Here is a 23,028-nt window from a genome sequence, read left to right as displayed (position 1 = left end):
ATCCTACGGACCTGCGGGGTCCGGCCGCGCCGCGACGGATCGACTCAGCCGGCGTCGAACAGCGACGAGAACCATGAGCCCAGGTCCATCGGCGCAGTCTGATCGACCAAGTCGGACATGTTCGCCCACTGCTGGGCAGCCTGCTCGCCCACTTCCGTGGGCCAGGCGTCGTTGGCCGTCAGGATCGTCGTGGCGAAGTCGTCGCGAGCATTGAGCAACCCGGCGACGATCCCACCGTTGGGGTCGAACAGGGCGTCGTCGAGCAGCGAGCCTCCCGGTAAAAGCAGCGACAGCAGCGATTGCGCCCCCGCCAGCTGGAACGGCAGGCTGATATCGCTCCACAGCAGCGGCAGATTGTTGGCCACCGCGGCCAGGCTGCCGAGGGGGTCGCTGGCGAACCCGTGCCAGACGGCGGCCCAATCCGGGCTCAGGGCATCGGTGAAGCGCAGGGCCAACGGCGTGACGGGTTCCTCACCGAACACCGCCGCGTAGTTGTCGCTGCCGATCAGGCCCTTGAGTCCGGAGAACAGCATTTCCTGGATCAACCAGGCCGGTTGGGCGTGCATTCGCGACACGTCCAGGGCGTAGTCGTAGGACAGCACTCGCTGGGTCATATCGGCGGCGTATTCGGCTGCGCTGACGGTCGGGGTGTCGCCGGGCAGGTAGTCGGCGATATCGGCCACCGGAACCACCTGAGTCGTCACCTCCAGGCCGGTGGGATCGGTTCCGGCGGTGAGGTTTTCGAAGCGGGCGAAGATCTCGCCGTTGGCGACGCCGCCGGTGTCCAGCCAGTTCGCCACACCGGGGTTGGTGGCGCTCACCACGTAGTAGGTGTAGCCGTCGGCGGCCTGGTAGGCGGTGGTGTTGTTGAGGGTGGTCTGCGCCAGGGTGAACGGCAGCGCCGCGCCGTAGACGTTCATCAGCTCGATGCCGCTGTAGGCGGCCGCCACATCGGGGACCTTCACGATCAGCGCCTCACCGGGGGCCAGATCGAAGTTCCCCGCCGAGACGTCCGCACTGGGCAGCCCCGTCGCGAACAGGCTGGTCTCGGTGGCCAGCGGGCTCATGGTGTTGGCGGGCTCCTGGATTCCGGCGATCTGGGCCAGCCCCATGTTCTGGGTGTTGAACGGCCCGGCGATCTTGGCGAAGGCACTGAACAGGGTGGTCAGCGCGTCGTCGATCGAAGTGATCTTCGGCGGAGTCGTCGTGTCGTCGCTGGGAAAGAACCCGCCTTCGGGGATGGCGAAGAACGGCGGGCAATCGGCGATGCAGTGGATGCTGATGTCGCTGGGGCCTTTGGCCCAATTGCCCAGCACGTCGCGGACCAGCAGGGAGGCGGCTCCCTGGATGGTGGCACTGTCGTCGTCGATGAAGTTGACCGCGCCACTGGGCGCGTTGGGGCCGATGTAGACGGTGAAGGTGCCGTCGGGATTGACCACCAGGTTCGTGCCGAGTTCCAGGCTCTCCTTGCTGACGGCCTGCGAGCCGGTGATCTGTTCGGTGGCGATGGCGAATGCTTCGGTGCCGCCGCCGAGGTGGCCGGTCAGCTCGTAGGTTGCGCCCGGGGCCAGGCCGGCGGTCGCGTGGTAGTAGATGTCGGGAGTGAAGAACTGGAAGTACTGGCGTGGATCGGCGGCGTCACCGGCCAGCACTTCGGGTGACTGAAAGAACCATCCGTCGAACAGCTCGGTGACGCGCGAGATCCCGGCCATGAGCAACTCGTAGTTCGTGTCCTGCAGACCCGTCATCAGCATGGCGACGCCGTCGGGTGTGGCGAACGGCAGCGCGGCGTCGTTGGCCGCGGCCTGCTGCATCACGGCCAGCAGATCGTCGATCGCTTGCTGCACGGCGGCCGAAACCGAGGTCAACGCCACCGGGGTGGAGCGCGTCAGGGGGGCCGGCTGGATCGTGATTGCCGCCGAGGCGGCCGCCACGGCCGCCGCCAGTCCGGCGGTACACAGCGCGCGGCGGGAGCTTTCCGTACATCGGGTGGCCATGGGGCTCCTCTGCGGTCAGATGTGACAACTATTTGTCACATGAATGACAACTGAAAGTACGATGTGACGGGACGCTACCGCTGGGTGGACGTGTGCACAAGGGTCGGCGCCGAGGCCCGTACGATCGGTGATCTTCTGCATGCCAGACACGAGGAGGGCGATGGACGGGCCCGCCGAGCGAGACGATGAGAAGCGGCCGGGCTCGCCGCCCACGGATCGGGTGGTCGCCATCGTGGGGTTGTTGGCCGCGCAGACACAGCCCAGTTCAGTCGCCCAGATCGCGGCGCGGCTGGAGTTGAACCGTGCCACCGTGACGTCGATCTTGCTGGCATTGGAGCAGGCGGGATGGGCGTCGCGGCGGGCCGATCGCAGCTACACCCTGGGGTCCGGGCTGATCGGGGTCGCCGAGACGGTGCGGCGGTTGTGGCCGCTGTCGACGCAGGGCGCACACCTGATCGAGCAGATGGCCGAGCGGGCCGGCTGCGGGGCCGGACTGGCGCTGGTGGGGCCGACCGAGTTGAGCTTCTTGACCCTGGTTCGCGGCCGCGGGCGCATCCCGGCCGGCGTGGGTGTGGGGGTGCGGTTGCCACTGATCGCACCTGTGGGCGTCAGCGTGGTCGCACACCGCGATGCGCAGGCCCAGCAGGAGTGGCTGGCATCGGCGCAAGACGTCGGTCGCGACGTGCTGGACGACGCCTTGGACCAGGTGCGCCGCAACGGCGTGGTGGTGTTCGGCCTTGGCGGCCTGGGACTGGAGGCGCTCGATGTGCTTGCCGAGGTGGTCGAGCTGCTGGCCGAGCATCCACGCCGCACCGCGCTGCGCCAACGGGTCTTCGAGCTGCTGACCGGCGTCAACGGAAACCCCTATACCGCAACGCAACTTGCCGGTACGCAGCCGCTGTCGGTCAGCTATCTGGCTGCCCCGGTGTTTGAAAAGGGCGTAGCGACTTACGAATTGCAGCTGGGGCCGCTGCGGCGAGACGTGAGTGCCGCCGACCGGGACCGCTACATCCGCGAAATCCGGGCGACCGCAGAGCAACTGTCCTCTTAGCCGCCGTCCGCCGTCCACGACGCCTGATCGCCAGCAATAACGTCCAAGACGTAATGCCCGTCATCTCGATCGATGGCACCTATAGTCGGCCGATGGAGCTGCGCCACATTCGGTATCTGCTCGCGGTGGCCGAGCACGGGAATTTCACCCGCGCGGCCGAGGCGCTGCACATCTCCCAGCCCACCCTGTCGCAGCAGATCAAGCAGCTCGAGCGCGCGCTGGCCGTGGAGCTGCTGGATCGCTCGGGGCGCACGGTACGGCTGACCGATGCCGGCGAGGCGTATGCGGAGCATGCTCGGTTGGCGCTGCGGGATCTCGACGCCGGCGAACGTGCGGTCCACGACGTACAGGACCTGTCACGCGGGCATCTGCGGGTGGCGATGACGCCGACGTTCACCGCCTACCTGATCGGGCCGCTGGTGCACCGGTTCCACACCGCCCATCCCGGCATCACGCTCTCGGTCCGCGAGGACACCCAGGACCGCATCGAGGCTGATCTGCTCGCCGACCGGCTCGACCTCGGCATCGCCTTCGCGGGCCCGCACGCCGACGGGATCGAGCACACCGTGCTGTTCACCGAGACGCTGACTCTGGTGGTCGGCCCGGGTCACCCCTTTGCGGCCAGAGCGACGCCGCTACCGGTTGCCCGGCTGACCCACGAGCCGCTCTGCCTGCTCAACACCGACTTCGCCACCCGGCTGCAGATCGACGCCTACTTCACCGACCGCGGGGTCGCGCCGCGGATCGCGGTGGAAGCCAATTCGATCAGTGCGCTGCTGGCCTCGGTGCGCGGTGGCGCGCTGGCCACCGTGTTGCCGGACGCGATCGCCCGCGAGCATCGCGATCTGCATCCGGTGCCGCTGGTGCCGCGCCTTCCCACCCGGACCGTGGTGGCGCTGGTGCGCGCCACGGCCTACCACTCGGCGGCCGCGCAGGCATTCAGCCGGATGCTGGCGGAAATCGCCCGCGAAATCGATTGACGACATCTATCGCGTTTATCGGAAACAAGTATTGGACGCTATAGCGGGCGCTGCGGCAGCCTGACAGGCATGCCCGCACACTCTTCCTGGAAGCCGACATGGACTTCGCCCAACACACCATTGAGCTTGCCCGCCGTAACGTCGAGCAGGGCGGGCGTCCGTTCGCGACGGTCATCGTCAAGGACGGTGCGATTCTGGCCGAGAGCCCGAATCGGGTCGCTCAGACCAACGACCCCACCGCGCACGCGGAGATCCTCGCCATTCGGCAGGCGTGCACGGCGCTGGGCACCGAAAGCCTGACCGGGGCCACCATCTACATCCTGGCGCAGCCGTGCCCCATGTGCCTGGGTGCGCTGTACTACTGCTCGCCGGACGAGGTCGTCTTCCTGACCACCCGCGAGGCCTACGAGCCGTATTACGTCGACGACCGAAAGTACTTCGAGTTCAACACCTTCTACGACGAGTTCGCCAAGCCCTGGGAACAGCGGCGGCTGCCCATGCGGCATGACTCTCGCGACGACGCGGTCGACGTCTATCGGCTATGGGAGCAGCGCAACGGGCGGGCGCTGTCGTACTCCGGGGTCGCCACCGCTGGGAATTAGGGACGGGTTGTCGTGGCGGAAGAGATCCGATGGCTCAGTGAAGCCGAACAGCGGATGTGGCGGGGGTACCTGGACAGCACCCGGCTGCTGTTGCGGGAGCTCGAAGTTCAGCTGGTCGCCGACGGCGGGATCACCTTTGCCGATTTCGAGGTTCTGGTGCTGTTGTCCGAGGCGCGGCAACGCCGGTTGCGGATGGGCGAGCTCACCGAGGCGGCGGTCACGACCCGTAGCGGGACCACCGGTGCGGTGAGTCGATTGGCCAGAGCGGGCTGGCTGCGCCGCGTCGGGTGCGACGAGGACAAACGCGGATGGTTCGCCGAGTTGACCGACTCCGGGCTGGCGAAGCTGGAGTCGGTTTCGGGCGGGCACGTTGCCACGTTGCGGCGCAACCTTTTCGACCTGCTCAGTGCGCGCGACGTGGACCTGTTCGCGCACGCCTATGCGCAGATCCGCGACAACTTGTCGGAGAGCGCCGACCCGCGTTCCTGTTGAGCCGGCCCTGCGCCTCCGCGCCATGCCGGAGTGGGCATCGGATCTAAGAGCGTGCACAGTAGACCAATGCTCAACCACCCCCGGACCGGTCAGCTGTTCGACTCCCCGGTGCCGCCCGGCGCCGGCTGGCCCGGTGACCCGGCAACCCCGGAAACGCCGCAGGCCGTCGACGCCGCGCGGGTGGTGCAGCTGGCCGACCAAGCCGCCTCGATCGACGAACTCGACGCGCTGATCAGCGTCTGCCGGGCCTGCCCGCGACTGGTGACCTGGCGCGAACAGGTCGCGGTCACCAAGCGAAAGTCCTTCGCCGACCAGCCCTACTGGGGGCGGCCGGTGCCCGGCTGGGGCTCGCCGAAGCCCAAGATCGTGATCGTCGGACTGGCCCCGGCTGCCAATGGCGCCAACCGCACCGGCCGGATGTTCACCGGCGACCGGTCGGGCGACCAGTTGTACGCCGCGCTGTACCGGGCCGGCCTGGTCAACCAGCCCACCAGCGTCGACGCCGCGGATGGGCTGCACGCCAACGACATCCGGATCATCGCCCCGGTGCGCTGCGCCCCACCCGACAACGCTCCGACGACGGTCGAGCGCAACACCTGCGCGCCGTGGATCGACGCCGAATGGCAACTGATCGCTCCCCACGTGCGGGTGATGGTGGCGCTGGGCGGCTTCGCCTGGCAGATCGCGCTGCGGATTGCCGCCGGCCAAGTGCCCAAGCCCAAACCGAAGTTCGGCCACGGAGCGGTCGCCGAACTCGGCCCGGCGCTGCGGCTGCTGGGCTGCTATCACCCCAGCCAACAGAACATGTTCACCGGACGGCTGACCCCGGCCATGCTGGACGACATCTTTGGCGACGCGGCTCGGCTGGCGGGATTGAGGGGCTGACCGGGCGCTCGACGGTCAGGCCGCGGTGTGACCGCCGTGGTCAAGTTTCTCCGCGATCCAGACTTTGATGAGCGACTGGCGGGTGACTCCGAGTCGGGTTGCTTCGCGGTCGAGTTCGGCGATCATCCAGACCGGGAAGTCGACGTTGACTCGGCGGTGCTGCTCGCCCGGGCGGCGTGCCCGTGCGGTGTCGAGAGCGGCGGCCATGTCCTGGCCGTTGTCGAATCGTTCGTCGAACTCGTCAGCTTTCATAGATCGCTGCCTCTCCTTCGCGCGAGCGGCGTACGGAGATGATCCGCACGTGGTCATCTCGGGTAGGTCAATACCGCGGACCAGCATCGGCCGTCTATCTGCCCGATCGCCATCCACCTCGGCTCATCCGTCGTGCGTGCCGGCACTTCGATGCGGCGGGGGTCGGACCAAATGGACTGTGCAACATCGAAGTCGATGCCGTGCTTGGTCAGGTTTGCAGCGCTCTTGGCTGGATCGAACTCGAACGCCAACACGCGCAGTAATTATACCGTAATTACTCATCACCGGGGCGCGTCGCCGAGTGGGAGGGAAGTGGGAAGCCATACCGAGTGTCGCGCGTTGTAGCCAACGTGCGTCTTTCCGTTCTTGATCTCGTCCCGGTCCGTACCGACCAGTCCACCGCCGATGCGCTGGCCGCGACGGTGCGGCTGGCACAAACCGCTGACCGCCTCGGATTCACCAGATATTGGGTGGCCGAGCACCACAACATGCCCTCGGTGGGGGCTACCAGCCCGCCGGTACTGCTGGCCTACCTCGCCGCGCAGACGTCGCGGGTCCGGCTCGGTTCGGGCGGGGTGATGCTGCCCAACCACGCCCCGCTGGCCGTCGCCGAACAGTTCGCGCTGTTGGAGGCCGCCGCACCCGGGCGCATCGACTTGGGCATCGGCCGGGCGCCCGGATCCGACCCGGTCACTTCCGTCATGCTGCGCTCCGGCCGGGGCGACGAAGACATCGCGAACTTCCCCGACTATCTCGACCACGTACGGGCGATGATGAGCAGCCGCGGCGTGCAGGTCCAGTTGCGTGACGGCGACTACCTGCTCAAGGCCACCCCGGCCGCCGTCGGCGAGCCGCAGCTGTGGCTGCTGGGATCGAGCATGTATTCGGCGCGACTGGCCGCGGCCAAGGGGCTGCCCTACGTGTTCGCCCACCACTTCTCCGGCCAGGGCACCGAGGAGGCGCTGGCCTACTACCGGGAGAACTTCACGCCGAGCGACGTGTGTGCGGAGCCGACGACGTTTCTGACCGTCAACGCATCCGTTGCCGAAACCCGCGACGAGGCAACGGCGTTGATGCTGCCCAACCTGCAGATGATGGCCCGGTTGCGCACCGGGCGGTCGCTGGGGGCCGTTGATCTGGTCGAGGACGCGCAAGCGGCAGCGGTCTCCGACTCCGAACAACGCATCATCGACAGTGGGCTGCGGCGCGCCGTCGTCGGCACTCCGGCCGAAGCGGCCGAGCAACTCACAGCGCTCGCGGAGCGGTTCGCCGTCGACGAGGTGATGATCAACCCGGTCGCCTCGGCACATCGCGGCACCGACCCGGCCACCGCGCCGGGCCGGGAACGCACCTGCGAGCTGCTGGCCAAGGAGCTGCTGTAGCCGTCCGGCTGTCGGCCGATCGCCCAAGCACCGCGCTCGGTTAAACCGCGACTACTTCGAGCAGATTGTCCAAGCCGGCGAAATCCGCTGGGTTGCGGGTGTAGAGCCTGGCCGAGTGAGCGTGTGCGGTTGCGGCGATGAGCAGGTCCATTGAGCGGGCCCGCGGCTGACGGCCGGCTGCGGTGACCGCCGCGGCGATTTGACCGTAGCTGGCGGCCACACTCCCGGTGAGCGGCAGTGCGTCGAAGCTGCGTTGCAAGACCGACAGGCGACGCAGCCGCTCGGCGCGGACCTCCGGGAGTTTCGCGACCAGGACCCCGAAATGTAACTCGGCCAGAGTGATTGTGCTGATGGCCAATTCGCCTTGCAGGGGCGTGACGCCGGTGGCGATGACGACGCTGGTGTCCAAAATGGCGATCAACGCGCGGTCCACGGATCGGCTATCGCGTGCTCAATCGCCTCACGATCGTCCGTCCATGCCGGATCTTCAGGGCCGTTGAACAGTTCGGCGATATCGGTCCACCGCCGCCACGCCCGTGGTGCGGCGGGCACGAGCCGGGCGCTTGGCCGACCGGCCACGGTGATGGTGATTTCCTCGCCGTCTTCGACCCGGCGAACCAGATCGGAGGCGTTCTGGCGCAGTTCGCGTAGGCCAACGGTTTCCATGCCCCACAGTAGCACACGTGCTACCTCGCGACGGCTCAGCGGTTGATGATGGTGGCCCCGAAACCGCTGGGCCGGTAGTCGATGTAGACCGGGTTCACCGAGAACGGGTAATAGCCGCTGTTGGCCGCCCCGCCCGACGTCACATACGGACCGTTGTTGGTGGTGGTGTAGGAGTACAGCAAGGTGCTGCCGTCGGCGTTGTACACCGAGATCACCGTGCCGGCCGGCACCTGCGAACCGACCCCGAGCTGCGGGAACAGCGACTGCGGAATGCTGCCGTACATGCCGCCGGAGTCCAGCGACGTGGACACCGCCACCGGGGCGCCACCGTTGATCGACACCATCGTGTCGACGAACGGCGACCCGGGCACCGAGATCTCGGGGGTCAGCGGGTTCGGCCCGAAGGTCAGCTGACCGGTCTGCTCGTCGATGAGCACGCCCTGGTTGAGCGCGCCGGGCAGCGCCGAGATGATCGTCGAGGTGCCGGCGTGGCCGTTGTTGGGCCCAATGCCCAACACCCCGACGATGCCGTACTGGTTGAAGTACTGCGTCATCAGGGCGTTCGACGACGAGGTGACCACGTTGACGGCGGTCGGGTCGGTGACGATGTCGCCTGAGCAGGCAACCTTGTCGCAGAAACCCACCGTGGTGCTGTAGGTCTGGAACCCGTAGCTGTTGTTGCCCAGGCCCGCGTAGCTGGAGTTGCCGGACAGCAGCACATCGCCGAGGCCACCGGGGTTGCCGACGGCGCTGTTGAGAATCGTCAGACCGGTGGAGCCGGTGTCGATCTGGACCGGTACCGGCGGCCCGCCGTTGATCGAGATGTAGACGATCGGGCTGATGCCGCCGCTTTGCAGGTACAGCGGGACGGTGACGTTGACCGGGCCGTCGGGTCCGCCGGTCGCGCCGGCGTGCCCGGAGCCCGAACCGGCCCCGCCGGCGCCCCCGGCACCGTTGGCGCCGTGGCTGCCGATGGTCCCGCCGCTACCGCCGTCGCCGCCGTCGCCGCCGCTGCCGCCGTTGGCTCCGAGCCCGCCGGCGGCTACCGCGCCCGCGGCCCCGCCGTCGCCGCCGTCACCGGCCGCCCCGCCGTGCACGTTCGTCCCGGCCAGCGTGGCGTCTCCGCCGTCACCACCGTCGCCGCCGTGGCCGCCCGCGCCGGCGTTGCCTCCGCTGCCCGCATGGGCGCCCAAACCTCCGGCGCCGCCCGCTCCGGCGTTCCCGCCGGCGCCGCCGTTTCCGCCGTCACCACCGCTGGAGCCCTGCGCGTAGTAGGTGCCGGTGGCGCTCCCGCCATTGGCGCCCGCGCCGCCGATGCCGCCGTTTCCGCCGGTGCCGCCGTTGAAGCCGGTGTCGCCCTTGCCGCCGGACCCGCCGGAACCGGCGGCGCCGCCCTTCCCGCCGTCGCCGCCGATGCCGACCGGAGCCTTGTTGATACCGGGTTGGGCGTTGAACCCGGAGCCGGGAGCCCCGCCGTTACCAGCCGCCCCGCCATTGCCGCCGTTGCCGCCGGTGCCGCCCGCGCTGTCGTCACCGGCACCGCCGGTGCCGCCGCCGCCACCGGTACCGCCGCCACCCCCGGCGCCACCGTTGCCGTTGGTGCCGAACGTGCCGTGCTCGTGCAGCGCGACGCTGCCGGTGTAGGCCGAGCCGCCCGCACCACCGGTACCGCCGGCGCCGCCGCTTCCACCGTTGAAGCCGGCGCCGCCGCCGAGTGCTCCGGTGTCGCCGAGTCCGCCGTTGCCGCCGACGCCGCCGGCCCCGCCGTCGCCGCCGCTGCCGTAGGGGACGCTGTTGGCGATGTCCAGGGTGGCGATGCCGTTGCCGCCGCCGTTGCCGCCGGCTCCGCCCGCGCCGCCGGCGCCGCCATTGCCGGTGCCGGTTCCATGGGCGCTGGCGCTGCTGCCGCCGGCCCCGCCGACACCGCCCTTGCCGCCGTCGCCGCCGCTGCCGGGCAGGGTGGCACTGGGGGGCAGTTGGCTCTGGTCCACGCCGCGGCCGCCGTTGCCGGCGTTGCCACCCGCTCCGCCCTTGCCGCCGTTGCCGTCGCCGAGCGAGTTGCCGCCGGCTCCGCCCTTGCCGCCGTTGCCGCCGTCTCCGGCGTTGCCGTTATTAAGGACTGGGTTGCCATTGGCGCCGGTGGCGCCGTTGCCGCCATTTCCGCCCGCGCCGCCGTCGCCGTGCAGGCTGCCGGTTCCGCCGGCGCCGCCGTTGCCGCCGCTGGCGCCCGGGGTGACGGCGTTGAAGCCGTTGCCGCCGGCGCCGCCGTTCCCGGCGTGCGCGGTCGATGCCGATCCGGTCGCGCCGGTGGCGCCTTGGACGGAGCCCGTCCCGCCGGCACCGCCGAGGCCCCCGGCACCCGCTTGGCCGCCGTTGCCGCCGCGGCCACCGTTGGGGTTGCTGGCATTGCCGTTGGCGCCCTTGCCGCCGTCACCGGGGGTGCCGCCGGTCCCGCCGTTGCCGCCATTCCCGCCGGCGCCCTGTTGGCCCGCGGTTCCTTCAGCCGAGGTTCCGCCGGCGCCGCCGTTGCCGCCAACCCCGCCTTTGCCGCCCTGCATGCCGTTGCCGCCGTTGCCACCGGCCGCGCCTGCCGTGGTGGCGTTTGTCCCCGCCGACCCGTTGCCGCCGGTGCCGCCGTTGCCGGCATTGCCGCCGGCTCCGCCCGCTCCGCCGTGGCCGTCGCCGAGCGAGGCGCCGCCGGCGCCACCGTTGCCACCGCTGCCACCGGCCCCGCCGATACTGCCGGGCCCACCGTTGACGCCGTTGGAGCCGTTGCCGCCGACGCCGCCGGCCCCGCCGTTGCCGTGCAGGCTGCCGGTACCGCCGGCGCCGCCGTTGCCGCCGCTGGTGCCCGGTGCCGCGTTGGGGTCGGAAGCCGCGTCGTAGCCGTTGCCGCCCGCGCCGCCGTTCCCCGCGTAGTCCGACGGGGTCCCGGTCGCCCCGCTGGCGCCGTGGACGGAGCCCGCCCCGCCGTCGCCGCCGAATCCTCCGGCGCCGAAGGCGCCGCCATTGCCGCCGCGACCGCCGTCGGGGTTGCTCGCATCGCCGTTGCCGCCGGCCCCGCCGTCGCCGGCCGCCCCGCCTGACCCACCGTTGCCGCCGTTGCCGCCGGCACCCTGCAGACCCGCGACCCCGTTGGCCGAGGCGCCGCCGGCCCCGCCGTTGCCGCCGGCCCCGCCGTTGCCGCCCTGCATGCCGTTGCCGCCGTTACCGCCGGCCCCACCGGCGGTGGTCGCGTCGATCCCAGCGGTTCCGGCTCCGCCCGCTCCGCCGGTGCCTCCGCTACCGCCCGCACCACCGCGGCCGCCGTCGCCGTACTGCGCCGACAGGCTGGACCCGCCCACACCGCCGGCACCGCCCAGCGATCCGTTGCCCCCGGTGAAGCCCGTTGCCCCGGTCGCGCCCGCGCCCACGGACCCCGTTCCGCCCATGCCGCCGGCCCCGCCGTTACCGAACAGCCAGGCGATGGCATCGCCGCCGGCGCCTCCGGTACCGGCGGCCGCGCCGTCGACACCGACTCCGCCCGTGCCGCCGACACCGCCGTTGCCCATGAACGACCCACCGACACCGCCGATGCCGCCCGCCGCGCCGGCCCCGCCGTCGCCGCCGGCCCCGCCGTCGCCGAACATGCCGGCCGCCCCGCCGTTGCCGCCGGCCACCCCGGCGGCGCTCTGGTCGAAGCCGTCACCGCCGTCGCCGAACCACAGGCCGCCGGCGCCGCCGTTGGGGTTGAGCTCGGTGCCGTCCGTGCCGTCGCCGATCAGGAACTGCCCGGAGGCGGTGTTGATCCAGCCGTTGACCATCGACCCGAAGTCACTGTTGATCCAGTTCTCGATCGACGTGTGGAACGGATCGTAGAAGAGCTGGTCAAACCATGCCGCGGAGTCGAGGGGAGTGGTGTCGGCGGCGACCCCGGCGACCGGCGTGAACATGTCGACCAGCCAGTCGAAGTCCATCCCGTCGGCGTGTGCCGACGACGTCGCGGGCGTCAGCCCGACGGCCAGGAAAGTGCCGACCGCCGCTCCGGCTCCCGCCAGGCGCCGGCGTGCTGACTTCGACTTACCCGGCCCGCCCTGACGACTCATCGCCCCAAAGTACTAGCTGAGTGATACCTGAGCAAAGCAGAACAACGGACTACTCTCGGAAATAACGCCTATTAAGTAGCGGGCACCGGCGTGAGCCTCACCACCGGGATCGGCCGGGTCGTGCGGCGCTGGTAGCCCTCGTAGCGATCGGCGTTGTTGGCGTTGACGATTCGCCACAGCCGGGCATAGTCCGGGTCATCCGGCAGCACCGGTTGCGCGATGGTCCGCAGGCGCTTCGGCCCGACGTTGATTTCCACCTCGGGATTGGCCTTGAGGTTGTGGTACCAGCCGGGGGAGCGCGGCGCGCCGCCCATCGACGCGACGATCAGGTATGCGTCGCCGTCGCGGGCGTAGCTCAGCGCTGAGGTGCGCGGCTGGCCGGTCTTCGCGCCCACGGTGTGCAGCAACAGGTTGGGAGGCAGGCCCGGGACCTTGTGGCCGATCCAGCCGTTGGTCTGTTGGTAGATCAGGCTGTGCAGGCCGAGCGCTCGGACGCCCACCTTGTCGATCAGGGATAGATGAGCCATACCCTCGAGTCTGCCCGCTAGCTGCCGCTGCTCGCCAGCGCCGACCGCAGGATCGCCCCGGTGCTCTCGCGGTCCGGATCGCGGCGCACCAGCAGGCCTTTGGCGAAGGACAGTCGGTCGCCGTCACGGCGCGGCACCACGTGCAGGTGGATATGGAACACGCTCTGAAAGGCTGCCCGGCCGTCGTTGATCACCAGGTTGTTGCCGTCGGCGTGCAGCCCCGAGCTGCGCGCGGCCTGGGCGATCCGCTGTCCCACGGCGAGCATGCCGGCCAGGGTGGCCGCCGGGGTGTCGGTGAGGTCCACGAAGTGCTGTTTGGGGATCACCAGGGTGTGGCCGCGGGTGAACGGCCGGATGTCGAGAAACGCCAGGTAGTCGTCGTCTTCGAAAACCCGCACCGCCGGCGCATCACCGGCGACCACGGCGCAGAACACGCAGGACATGCCCGCCACGGTAATGCGTCAGGTCAGTGCACCGGCCATCGCCTCGATCGCCCGGTCGAGGATGGCCCGGGTGGTGGCGAAGTTCAGCCGCGCGAAGCCCCGGCCGCCGCCGAACGGGATACCCGGGCTCAGTGCCACCCGCGCGTCGGCCAGCAGGATCTCGGCCGGTTCGGCGGGCAGTCCCAGCTCCCGGAAATCGACCCAGGCCAGGTAGGTGGCCTCGGGGTGGCTGATCCGCAGCCCGGGCAGCGCTGCGGGCAGCGCTTGGCTGAGGTGGTCGCGGTTGGCTCGCAGGTAGGGCAGCAGGGCGTCCAGCCAGGGTCCGCCGTGGCGGTAGGCGGCGAGGTTGGCGCTGATACCGACGGTGGCGGCGCCCATCGTGTGCAGCATGTTGATCCTGCGCCACGCCTCGACGTCGCGCGGATTGGTCAGGATCACCTGGGCGCACATCAGCCCGGGCAGGTTCCAGCCCTTGGAGGCCGACATCAGCGTGATGACGGTGTCGGCGGCGGCGGGCGACACCGCGGCGGCCGCGACGTGGGGCCGGTCGTAGACCAGCGGGGCGTGGATCTCGTCGGCGATCACCCGGGCGCCGTGGCGCGCGGCGATGTCCACGATCGCGCTGAGCTCCTCGGCCGTGAAGGCGGTGCCCAGCGGGTTGTTCGGATTGCACAGAATCAGCGACCCCGCCCCGGCGGCGAACGCGCCGTCCAGGGCGTCCAGGTCCATCAGGTAGCGGCCTGAATCCTGCTGTGTCATCGGGATTTCCACGCGTTGGCGGCCGGTGACGGTCAGCAGGTCGAAGAACGGCATGTAGGCCGGCACCGGCAACACCACCGGGCTCTCCGGGCGGGTGAGGAACTCGATCACCACCTCCATGCCCTTGAGGACGTCGGGCACCACCCGCACCCATTCCGGCTGGATGGACCAGCCGTAGCGGTGCAGGCACCACTGCGTCAGGGCCACCGGCAGCGCGTCGGATCTCAGCGCCGGATAGCCGAACTCCTCGTTGGCCACGCAGGCGCGTACCCCGTCGAGCACCGCGGGCGCGGTGGGGAAGTCCATCTCGGCGATCCACAGCGGCAGCACGTCGGGACCGAAGTGATTCCATTTGACGGTGTTGCGGGCACGGAGTTGAGCGGGGGTCAGCGCATCGAAGACTTCAGCCACTCCGTCAGTCTGCCGCGAGATACGTTTGCGGCGTGGCTGACCCCGAAATCGAGGACTTGCTGGACGGGCTGGACGGCTCCGCGCGTGCTGAGCGCGCCGAACTGATCGAATGGCTGCTGGGGCAGGGCGTCACCGCCGAGGAGATCCGCGGGAACGTCTCACCGATGCTGTTGGCGTCGCGACGGCTGGTCGGCGACGACGGCACCTACGTCTCGGCTCGCGAGATCAGCGAGTCCACCGGAGTCGACCTCGATCAGTTGCAGCGCCTGCTGCGGGCGGTCGGGCTGCCCTGGATGGAGGATCCGGACGCCCCGGCGCAGATGCGCGCCGACGCCAGTATCGCCATGCATGCGCGCCGCTTCATCGACGCCGGCATCGATGCCGAGCAGGCCTTGCAGACCGCTCGCCTGTTGGCCGACGGGTTGGCGCACACCGCGGAATTCATGCGCTTCACGGTGTTGTCGGCGATCGGCGAGCCGGGTGTCACCGAGCTGCAGATCGCTCAGCGGTCGCGGGATCTGGTGGCGGGGCTGGCGCCGATGTTGGGTCCGTTCGTCCAGGACATGCTGATGATGCAGCTGCGTCATCAGCTCGACATCGACGCCGTCACCGCCAGCGAGCGCTTGGCGGGCGCACCGCTGCCGGGGGCGCGGCAGATCACCGTCGCGTTCGCCGACCTGGTCGGCTTCACCCGGCTCGGGGAGATGGTGCCGCCCGAGGAGCTGGTTCAGCTCGCCGAGCGCTTGACGGTGCTGGGACGCGAGATCGCCGTTCCGCCGGTGCGATTCATCAAGACCATCGGCGACGCGGTGATGTTCGTGTGCCCGGAGCCTGCGCCGCTGGTCGACGCGGTGCTGCGGCTCGTTGAGGCGGCTCAGGCCGACGACAGCCTGCCTCGGCTTCGTGCCGGTATCGCCTCCGGCGAGGCGGTGAGCCGGGTCGGGGACTGGTTCGGCAGCCCGGTGAACACCGCCAGCCGGATCACCGGGGTCGCCCGGCCGGGCACGGTGCTGGTCGCGGAGCCGGTGCGGGTGGCGCTGACCGAATCCGACGCCTTCCAGTGGTCGTTCGCCGGCGGACGTCACCTCAAGGGCATCAAGAGCGAGGTGAGTCTGTTCCGCGTCCGCCACACCCAAACCTAGGGTTTGAGGTGCGCGGCCCTCAGCGACGCCAGCGCTGTTTGGACCTGGTAGAGGTCTCGCTCGTTGCATTGAGCCCAGTGTCGTTCGTCTGCGTCCAGGCGAGAGATAAAGCCGTAGCGTTGACGCACAACGGCGATCCACTCTTTGAGACGCACAGGTTTGGTGAGGTAGCCGATATCCTCACGCTGGAATTCGCTTGGGTCGCGTGGTCTTAGCACCTCGTCGGGATCGACAGGTTTGTTGCCACGTCCGTCGACGACGACGTCGCGGTAGGCCTTGAGAACCCACAGCCGCCGGGTGAGCGCCTCGTCGATCACCCGCGAGGTCGCAAACCATTGCAGGTCGTAGAGATCGCGGGCCAGGGAAACGCGACGGTATCGCGCGAGTTTCTCGGAGACGGCTTCCTCGGCCCGTACGACAGGGGTCGGAGGCAGGGTGAAGTCATACCGATCGTGGATCGGCAGGTGCACGGGATCAAGCGTCTCGGGCTCCAAACTCAGTGCATGGCGTGCCAACTCCACCTTGGCGCCCAGTTGCGGGCGGCCGAACGGTGTGTCGACCTTCAGGTCTCCACGCCGGCCGTCGTCGCCGAGATTTTCGATTGCGAAGGCGAATCCGTCGATCTCAACGCCGTCGAGAGCCCGCAGGGTGGCAAGCGCCAGGTCCTCGTCGGGCGCGGCGAAGTCGAGGTCGGTCGAAAAGCGGCCGGCGTTGCCCGCCCTGAACTTCCGCAGTGCCGTGCCGCCTTTGAACACCAGGCCGCTGTCGAATAGCCCGGCATTGTGGATCAGGCGCAAGGCGTGGTCCTGCGCGATGTCCAGCAGAGCAGCGTCGCGTCCGCCCTTTACTCCTTGATAGTGGCGCGCAAGGTGGCCGTCGGTGATGCGGGTCATGAGCCGCCACCCACGTTGAGATACGGGTGTAGCAGGGTGTCATTGACTTGCGTCAGGGCGTCAAAGACACCCTGACCGGCGATGCGAGGGCCGAGCCACGCTGTGCCCCTCGCCGGATAGGTCGCGAGGATCGCGGCTCGCAAGTAGTCGTTGCCGGCTGCTCCGAGGAGGTAGGCAGCGCGTTGTGCTGTTGTGCGGTGCATCGGCTTCAGCAGGCTGATGACGGTGTCTTTATCCACGTCTACGACCGACTCCGTCAGCCATTGCCCAAGGCCGGCGACATCTTTGTAGGCCGAGGGCCGTGCCGCAATCCCGACGAGCAGACCCTCGATGTTCCAGGACGGCAATCCGTTGATTGTCGTCAGTCCTGGCTTGGACAGCTCGATCCGGACATAGCGCCAGTCGCCGGTGAGTGCCTTCGGAAACGAGGTGTCGACAGGCAGGGCGACCACCTCCTGTTCGGGGATCCGCTGCGCCAGTCCGAGTATGGATGCAGCTGAGTCCATTGCGAGTACGCCAGGCCAGGATGGGTTCACGGCAAGCTGGGCACGAAGCTCAATGAAGCGGTCGCCAGAGCCGTAGGCGCCGCCGCGGGCGCCCGGGAGGAATTCCCAGACGTGTCGGGTTCGCAGTGGCCCCAGCCAGCCTTCACGTTGGAGTTCGTAGGCAAGGTGGCGCGCGGCCGTTTGGTCGGCTTCAAGCCCGACCTGGCGCATGATGGCAGCTAGCCGGTCGAGCGGCACCAGTAAGTCGCCGTCAAGCTCAAGTTGCTCTACGACCGGCGCGACTGATCGCGATATCCTCCGTGCTGCTGTCATTTACCACCTCAATTCGGTAAATAGTAACAAATTAAGGGTGTATCCGACAGTGGTGCGGCCGGAACGGCTTGGGCGCGGGTCAACCCGAAGCGATTGCCCTCTGAACCCGACTGACGCGGGTCCAAAGCCGTCCGGCCGGTGACTAACGGCCCCTGTTGCGACTGGGAGCTGGCTGGGAGCCTGAAGTCGACAGACCCAGTTGGAGGTGGCTGATGCTGGAGACGACCGTGGATTCCGAGGTTCTCACCGAAGCGGTGCGGCTGGCCTGCCGGGCGCCGTCGTTGCACAACAGCCAGCCGTGGCGATGGGTGGCCGGCGGAGGGCGGCTGGATTTGTACCTGGACCCGACCCGCGCCGTGCACGGCGACCAGTCGGCGCGTGAGGCGTTGATCAGTTGCGGCGCCGTGCTCGACCATCTGCGGGTGGCGATGGCCGCGGCCGGCTGGACGGCCGACGTCGAGCGGTTCCCGGATGCCGCGCAGGCGGAGCACCTGGCCTCGATCGGCTTCACCGCCGCGGAACGGGTCACGGAACTGGACCGGTATCGCGCCGGGGCGATCCTGACGCGCCACACCGATCGGCTGCCGTTCATGGAGCCGAGTAACTGGGAGCCGTTCGAAACGGTGCTGCACGACACCGTGACCGGCCCGGTGCGACTGAGCGTGCTCGCCGACGAGCTGCGCTCCAAGCTTGCCGATGCCTCCCAGCTCACCGAGGCGCTGCGCCTGTACGACTCGTCGTATCACGCCGAACTCGGCTGGTGGACAGCACCGTTCGAGGTCTCCGACGGGATTCCGGAGAGCGCGCTGGTCTCGGCCGCCGAAAGTGATCGGGTGGACATCGGGCGGACATTTCCGGTCACCCACAACCGGGAACGACGTATCGAGGTCGGCGACGACCATTCGAAAATCGTGCTGTTGGCGACCGCCAGCGACGAGCCGGAGGATGCGCTGGCCTGCGGCGAGGCGCTTTCGACAGTGCTGCTGGAAGCCACGATGGCCGGGTTGGCGACCTGCCCGGTAACGCATTTGACCGAGGTGCCTGCCGCCCGGGCGCTGCTCGCCGGACTGGTCGGCGGCGATGACCTGCCCCAGGTGCTGGTGCGCGTCGGTGGCGCGCCGGCGCTGGAAAAGCCCCCGGTGCCCACGCCGCGGCGACCGCTGGCCGATGTACTGCACCTGAAGATCTGATCGGGCTATGGACTCGGCGCCAGCCTTACGGCGGTCTCGTGTCCGGCCGCGCGTACCCGCGGGTCCCATACGGCGAACACGGCACCGTCGATAAGGCAGCGGCGTCTGAGGGGAGCGGCGCCTGGGGGATAGGACAGTTGCCCGGCTTTGAGCGACAGCCGCGGGTGGTGAAACGGGCCCGTTGCCATTTGTCGCGCGAAGCGGAGCTAGGGGCTGCGCCGCGTCGTGGGGGATGGAAAAATAGGCGCCCAGTGTGAATTTGACGACGTGACACGGGCGTGTCGCGTCGTCAAATTCACACTCACGGTCAGAGCACCTGTGCCGGGTCTCCGGCAATTTCCGAGTGAGCCGGGCGGCGACGGCTGGGGGATGAGGCGACGGCTCGGGGGATAGGAAAGTTTGCCCGGCTTTGAGCGACAGTCACAGGTGGTGAAACGAGCCCCTTGCGATTAGTCGCTCAAAGCCGGGCAACTGTCACATGGTTCTGGATTTGGCCGTGGTTCTGGATTTGGCCGCCACCGGAAAATTAGGGCAGGCCCGGCTGACAACTGGGAGCGTCTACACTTCCTGCGCGGCTGGCTTTCACCCACTGTTCCAGCTCTTCGGATCGGTCATGTCCGGGCCTGCTTCGCAGTCGAATTTACGCCGCTGGCCAGCGCTGGGCAATGGTTGATTTCGCCGAATTCAGCTGCCCTCGGCCATGGCCCAGTAAGCCCCGCGGCGGGCCAGCAACTCGGCGTGGGTGCCCTGCTCCACGATCCGGCCGGCCTGCATCACCAGGATCAAATCGGCGTCGCGGATCGTCGAAAGCCGGTGGGCGATAATGAAACTGGTGCGGCCCCGGCGCAGCTCGCGCATCGCCCGCTGGATCAGCAGTTCGGTGCGGGTGTCCACCGAACTGGTGGCCTCGTCGAGGATGAGCAGCTGCGGCTGGGCCAGAAACGCCCGGGCGATGGTGATCAGCTGCTTCTCGCCGGCGCTGATGGCCCCGCCGTCGTCGTTGACCCGGGTGCCATAGCCGTCCGGCAAAGTCCGCACGAACGCGTCGACGTGCGCGGCGCGGGCCGCCTCGATGATCTCGTCCTCGCTGGCGTCGGGCCGGCCGTAGCCGATGTTCTCGGCGATCGTCCCGGTGAACAGCCAGGTGTCCTGCAGCACCATGCCGATCGATGAACGCAGTGCGCAGCGGTCCACGCCGGTGATGTCCACCCCGTCGATCAGGATCTGTCCGCGGTCCACGTCGTAGAACCGCATCAGCAGGTTCACCAGGGTGGTCTTGCCGGCCCCGGTCGGGCCGACGATCGCCACGGTGCTGCCGGGCGCCACGCTCAGCGACAGGTCCTCGATCACCGGCACGCCGGGCCGGTAGCCGAAGCTGACGTCGCGGAACTCCACCCGGCCGCCGGCACCGTAGAGCGGCAAAGAAGCCGACGGGGCCGGGGGTTCTTCGGGCTCGTCGAGGAAGGCAAACACTCGCTCGGCGCTGGCGGCACCGGACTGCAGGGCGTTGAACATCGACGCCAGGTTCCCCAGCGGCTGGTTGAACTGGCGGACATAGGCGATGAACGCCTGAACGCTGCCCAGCGTGATCTGCCCGGTGGCCACCTGAAATCCGCCGACCACCGCGACCGCGACGTAACCGAGGTTGGCGATCAGCCCGGTCGCCGGCCCGATCAGCCCGGAGAAGAACTGGGCGCCGAACCCGGCCCGGTACAACTCGTCGTTGCAGTCGTCGAACCGCTGCTGCGCCCAGTCACGGTGGCCGAACGTGCGCACCAGGGTGAAACCGCTGTAGGTCTCCTCGAGGTGGGCGTTGAGCTGCCCGGTGGCGGCCCACTGCGCGGCGAAGAGCCGTTGTGAGCGCCTGGTGATCGACCGTACTGCCAGCAGTGTCACCGGGACGCCGGCCACGGTGATCACGGCCAGCAGCGGCGAGATGGACAGCATCATGGCCAGCACCACCAGCACGGTCAGCACCGAGGAGAACAGTTGACTGACCGTCATCGACACCGAGGTCGCGGTGTTGTCGACGTCGTTGGTGACCCGGCTCAAAAGCTCACCGCGCCGAGAAGCGTCGAAATACCGCAGCGGCAGCCGGTGCAGTTTGTCCTCGACGTCGCGGCGCAGCGCCCGCATGGTGCGCTGCAGGATCACGTTGAGCAGCCGAGCCTGCGTCCAGACCATCAGCGCCGCAACCAGATACAGGCCCATCGCGAGCGCCAGCGTGCGCGCCACCGCGGCGAAGTCGACACCGGCGCCGGGCACTAGATCCATCCGCGACAGCATCTCGGCGTAGGTGCCCCGGCCGGCGGCGCGGGCGTCCTCGATGGCCTGCTGCTTTGTGATACCCGCCGGCAGACCGCGGCCGATGATGCCGTTGAACACCAGATCGGTGGCATGCCCGAGGATTCGAGGCCCGGCCACACCGAGCGCGATACCGCCCAGCGACAGGCTGATGACCGCCGCGATCAGCCGGCGCTGCGGGCCCATCCGCCGGGCCAGCCGCAGCGCGGTCGGCCAGAAGTGCGCGGCCCGTACCGTCGGAGCCTCCACCGGCGCGGTCACAGGCCACCGACCCCGGCGGCCACCGACTGAGATTCGGCGAACTCGGCGTAGGTCGGGCACCCGGCCAGCAGTTCGACGTGGGTTCCGGTGCCGACCACCCGGCCGTCGTCGAGGACGATCACCTGATCGGCCTGCACGACGGTGGAGATCCGCTGCGCCACGATGATCACCGTCGCGTCGGCGGCCACCTCCCGCAGGGCGGCGCGCACCCGGGCGTCGGTGCGGATGTCCAGGGCCGAGAACGCGTCGTCGAACAGATAGATCGGGGGTCGGCGGATCACCGCCCGGGCGATCGCGAGCCGTTGGCGCTGCCCGCCGGACAGGTTGATCCCGCCCTGGGCCACCGGCATCGCCAACCCGTCAGAGTGGGCCGCCACGAAGTCGTCGGCGGCGGCCACCCGCAGTGCCTCCCACATCTGCTCGTCGCTGACGACTGCGCCGGCCGGGGCGCCGTAGCGCAGGTTGTCGGCGACGGTGCCGGAGAACAGGTAACCGCGCTGGGGCACCAGGCCGATGCCCGCCCACAGCTCCTCGGGGTCACGGTCGCGCACGTCCACGCCGTCGATGAGCACCGCGCCGTCGGTCACGTCGCGTAACCGGCAGATCAGCGACACCAGGGTGGACTTGCCCGACCCGGTGGAGCCGACCACCGCGGTGGTGGTGCCGGGCCGCGCGGTCAGGGACACGTCGGACAGCACCGAGCGGTCGGCGCCCGGGTAGCGGAAGCCGACACCGCGCAGCCGGACCTCGCCGGTGCGCGACGACGGTGACACCGGCTGGGCCGGCGGCCCGATGGTCGGCTCGGTGGACAGCACCGCGGTGATCCGTTCGGCGCAGACCGCGGCGCGCGGCAGGATCGCCAGCACCATGGTGGCCATCAGCACGGCCATCAGGATCTGCATGAAGTAGGAGAGGAACGCGATCAGCGACCCGATCTGCATCTGACCGGCGTCGATGCGCAGCGCGCCGAACCAGATCAGCGCGACGCTGGAGGCGTTGATGATCAGCGTGGTGGTCGGCAGCATCAGGACCTGCAGGTTCCCGACGGTCAGCGACGCGTCCGACAGGGCCGTGTTGGCCTGGGCGAACCGGTCTTTCTCGAAGGGCTCGCGGGCGAACGCGCGGATCACCCGGATGCCGGTGAGCTGGTCGCGCAGCACCCGGTTGATGTTGTCGATCAGCATCTGCATGCGCCGAAACAGCGGCAGCATCCGCGTCACGATCAGGTAGTTGGCCAGCGCCAGCACCGGCACGCTGACGGCCAGCAGCCAGGCCAGTCCTTTGTCCTGGTGCACCGCCATCAGCACCCCACCGATGCTCATGATCGGCGCGGTGACCAGCGTGCTGGCGCCCAGCTGCACCACCAGCTGGATCTGGCGGACGTCGTTGGTGGTGCGGGTCAACAGGGTCGGCGCCCCGAACCGGGTGGTCTCGCGTTCGGAGAACCCGATCACCGCGGCGAACACCGCCCGGCGCAGATCGCGCCCGAAGCCGGTCCCGGTGCGCGCGCCGAAGTAGACCGCGGCGATGGCGCACAGCATCTGCACGCCGGTGACGCCGAGCATCACCGCGCCCAGCCGAACGATGACCGCGGTGTCACCGCGCACCACGCCGTCGTCGATGATCGTGGCGTTGACGGTCGGCAGGTACAGCGAAGCCAGCGTGCTGATCAGTTGCAGTGCCATCACCGCAGCGACCGGCCAGCGGTAGGGCCTGAGGTAGCAGCGCAGCAGCGCCAGAAGCATGGGGTTACTGTCGCATACCCGTGCCGCCGCGGCGTTGCTGTGGCGAGACGCGGCGACACAAACCGACTGGTCACCGCCGTGTCGTGGTTGACGGGCGGCGGTGCCGCTACAGTGCATCGTGTGCGGCGCAAACTGACGGTCCC

The 23,028-nt window shown here is 69.2% G+C and carries 21 protein-coding genes; 8 read left to right on the top strand and 13 right to left on the bottom strand.

Annotation, left to right across the window (positions count from 1 at the left end; all coding sequences use genetic code 11):
- Positions 1-44 precede the first annotated feature (44 nt).
- Positions 45-1,997: a hypothetical protein gene (locus ABW16_RS15740; RefSeq protein ID WP_047320118.1), complete on the bottom strand. Its 1,953-nt coding sequence runs from the start codon at positions 1,995-1,997 to the stop codon at positions 45-47.
- A 160-nt stretch (positions 1,998-2,157) separates the two neighbouring features.
- On the opposite strand from ABW16_RS15740, the gene ABW16_RS15735 reads away from it, so the two are divergent.
- The 5 genes from ABW16_RS15735 to ABW16_RS15715 all read left to right on the top strand — a co-directional run bounded on the left by ABW16_RS15735 (position 2,158) and on the right by ABW16_RS15715 (position 6,007).
- The gene (locus ABW16_RS15735; RefSeq protein ID WP_047320117.1) at positions 2,158-3,048 is read left to right on the top strand and encodes a helix-turn-helix domain-containing protein; all 891 of its coding nucleotides are present in this window, start codon (positions 2,158-2,160) and stop codon (positions 3,046-3,048) included.
- A gap of 92 nt (positions 3,049-3,140) precedes the next feature.
- Positions 3,141-4,028, top strand: a complete 888-nt coding sequence (gene cynR, locus ABW16_RS15730; RefSeq protein WP_047320158.1) for a transcriptional regulator CynR — start codon at positions 3,141-3,143, stop codon at positions 4,026-4,028.
- 98 nt (positions 4,029-4,126) lie between these two features.
- Positions 4,127-4,630 carry a nucleoside deaminase gene (locus tag ABW16_RS15725; protein ID WP_047320116.1) on the top strand — a complete coding sequence of 168 codons (504 nt, stop codon included), beginning with the start codon at positions 4,127-4,129 and terminating at the stop codon, positions 4,628-4,630.
- A gap of 54 nt (positions 4,631-4,684) precedes the next feature.
- Complete coding sequence (locus ABW16_RS15720) at positions 4,685-5,122, top strand: MarR family winged helix-turn-helix transcriptional regulator (protein WP_047320157.1); 438 nt, start codon at positions 4,685-4,687, stop codon at positions 5,120-5,122.
- A gap of 66 nt (positions 5,123-5,188) precedes the next feature.
- Positions 5,189-6,007 carry a uracil-DNA glycosylase gene (locus ABW16_RS15715; RefSeq protein ID WP_047320115.1) on the top strand — a complete coding sequence of 273 codons (819 nt, stop codon included), beginning with the start codon at positions 5,189-5,191 and terminating at the stop codon, positions 6,005-6,007.
- Positions 6,008-6,022: 15 nt separating this feature from the next.
- Here ABW16_RS15715 and brnA read toward each other — a convergent pair whose 3' ends face one another.
- Positions 6,023-6,259: a type II toxin-antitoxin system BrnA family antitoxin gene (brnA, locus tag ABW16_RS15710; protein ID WP_047320114.1), complete on the bottom strand. Its 237-nt coding sequence runs from the start codon at positions 6,257-6,259 to the stop codon at positions 6,023-6,025.
- 53 nt (positions 6,260-6,312) lie between these two features.
- Entirely contained in the window at positions 6,313-6,513 is a 201-nt protein-coding gene (locus ABW16_RS15705) for a BrnT family toxin (RefSeq protein ID WP_230987460.1), read from the bottom strand.
- A 96-nt stretch (positions 6,514-6,609) separates the two neighbouring features.
- Between ABW16_RS15705 and ABW16_RS15700 the strand changes: the two genes are divergently transcribed.
- The gene (locus ABW16_RS15700) at positions 6,610-7,641 is read left to right on the top strand and encodes an LLM class flavin-dependent oxidoreductase (protein WP_047320113.1); all 1,032 of its coding nucleotides are present in this window, start codon (positions 6,610-6,612) and stop codon (positions 7,639-7,641) included.
- 40 nt (positions 7,642-7,681) lie between these two features.
- Here ABW16_RS15700 and ABW16_RS15695 read toward each other — a convergent pair whose 3' ends face one another.
- From ABW16_RS15695 to ABW16_RS15670, 6 genes are all read right to left on the bottom strand, one after another.
- On the bottom strand, positions 7,682-8,062 hold the full coding sequence (locus ABW16_RS15695; RefSeq protein WP_109519627.1) for a type II toxin-antitoxin system VapC family toxin: 381 nt from the start codon (positions 8,060-8,062) through the stop codon (positions 7,682-7,684).
- Entirely contained in the window at positions 8,059-8,307 is a 249-nt protein-coding gene (locus ABW16_RS15690; RefSeq protein WP_047320111.1) for a type II toxin-antitoxin system Phd/YefM family antitoxin, read from the bottom strand. Before ABW16_RS15690 ends, ABW16_RS15695 begins: the two co-directional genes overlap by 4 nt.
- 35 nt (positions 8,308-8,342) lie before the next feature.
- On the bottom strand, positions 8,343-12,392 hold the full coding sequence (locus ABW16_RS25440) for a PecA family PE domain-processing aspartic protease (RefSeq protein ID WP_052956941.1): 4,050 nt from the start codon (positions 12,390-12,392) through the stop codon (positions 8,343-8,345).
- Between the two features lie 71 nt (positions 12,393-12,463).
- Positions 12,464-12,919, bottom strand: a complete 456-nt coding sequence (locus ABW16_RS15680) for a nitroreductase family deazaflavin-dependent oxidoreductase (protein ID WP_047320110.1) — start codon at positions 12,917-12,919, stop codon at positions 12,464-12,466.
- Between the two features lie 17 nt (positions 12,920-12,936).
- On the bottom strand, positions 12,937-13,362 hold the full coding sequence (locus ABW16_RS15675) for an HIT family protein (protein WP_047320109.1): 426 nt from the start codon (positions 13,360-13,362) through the stop codon (positions 12,937-12,939).
- Positions 13,363-13,380: 18 nt separating this feature from the next.
- The gene (locus ABW16_RS15670; protein WP_047320108.1) at positions 13,381-14,532 is read right to left on the bottom strand and encodes a MalY/PatB family protein; all 1,152 of its coding nucleotides are present in this window, start codon (positions 14,530-14,532) and stop codon (positions 13,381-13,383) included.
- A 32-nt stretch (positions 14,533-14,564) separates the two neighbouring features.
- Here ABW16_RS15670 and ABW16_RS15665 point away from each other — a divergent pair, with 32 nt between their 5' ends.
- Positions 14,565-15,674: an adenylate/guanylate cyclase domain-containing protein gene (locus tag ABW16_RS15665; protein WP_047320107.1), complete on the top strand. Its 1,110-nt coding sequence runs from the start codon at positions 14,565-14,567 to the stop codon at positions 15,672-15,674.
- On the opposite strand, the gene ABW16_RS15660 is transcribed toward ABW16_RS15665, so the two are convergent.
- Entirely contained in the window at positions 15,671-16,567 is an 897-nt protein-coding gene (locus tag ABW16_RS15660) for a nucleotidyl transferase AbiEii/AbiGii toxin family protein (RefSeq protein WP_047320106.1), read from the bottom strand. The two genes, ABW16_RS15665 and ABW16_RS15660, sit on opposite strands and share 4 nt — an antisense overlap.
- The gene (locus ABW16_RS15655; protein WP_082134143.1) at positions 16,564-17,385 is read right to left on the bottom strand and encodes a type IV toxin-antitoxin system AbiEi family antitoxin; all 822 of its coding nucleotides are present in this window, start codon (positions 17,383-17,385) and stop codon (positions 16,564-16,566) included. The genes ABW16_RS15660 and ABW16_RS15655 overlap by 4 nt, the downstream gene beginning before the upstream one ends.
- Positions 17,386-17,597: 212 nt before the next feature.
- Here ABW16_RS15655 and ABW16_RS15650 point away from each other — a divergent pair, with 212 nt between their 5' ends.
- Positions 17,598-18,575 carry an Acg family FMN-binding oxidoreductase gene (locus ABW16_RS15650; protein ID WP_047320104.1) on the top strand — a complete coding sequence of 326 codons (978 nt, stop codon included), beginning with the start codon at positions 17,598-17,600 and terminating at the stop codon, positions 18,573-18,575.
- A gap of 684 nt (positions 18,576-19,259) precedes the next feature.
- Here the strand turns inward: ABW16_RS15650 and ABW16_RS15645 are convergent.
- Positions 19,260-21,140: an ABC transporter ATP-binding protein gene (locus tag ABW16_RS15645; RefSeq protein WP_047320103.1), complete on the bottom strand. Its 1,881-nt coding sequence runs from the start codon at positions 21,138-21,140 to the stop codon at positions 19,260-19,262.
- Positions 21,137-22,885, bottom strand: a complete 1,749-nt coding sequence (locus tag ABW16_RS15640; protein WP_047320102.1) for an ABC transporter ATP-binding protein — start codon at positions 22,883-22,885, stop codon at positions 21,137-21,139. The genes ABW16_RS15645 and ABW16_RS15640 overlap by 4 nt, the downstream gene beginning before the upstream one ends.
- Positions 22,886-23,028 lie beyond the last annotated feature (143 nt).

It is taken from the genome of Mycolicibacter heraklionensis (genome assembly GCF_001021505.1).
GTDB lineage: Bacteria > Actinomycetota > Actinomycetes > Mycobacteriales > Mycobacteriaceae > Mycobacterium > Mycobacterium heraklionense.
The sequence above is the reverse complement of the archived record's forward strand: the minus strand, read 5'-3'. Positions and strand labels throughout refer to the sequence as shown.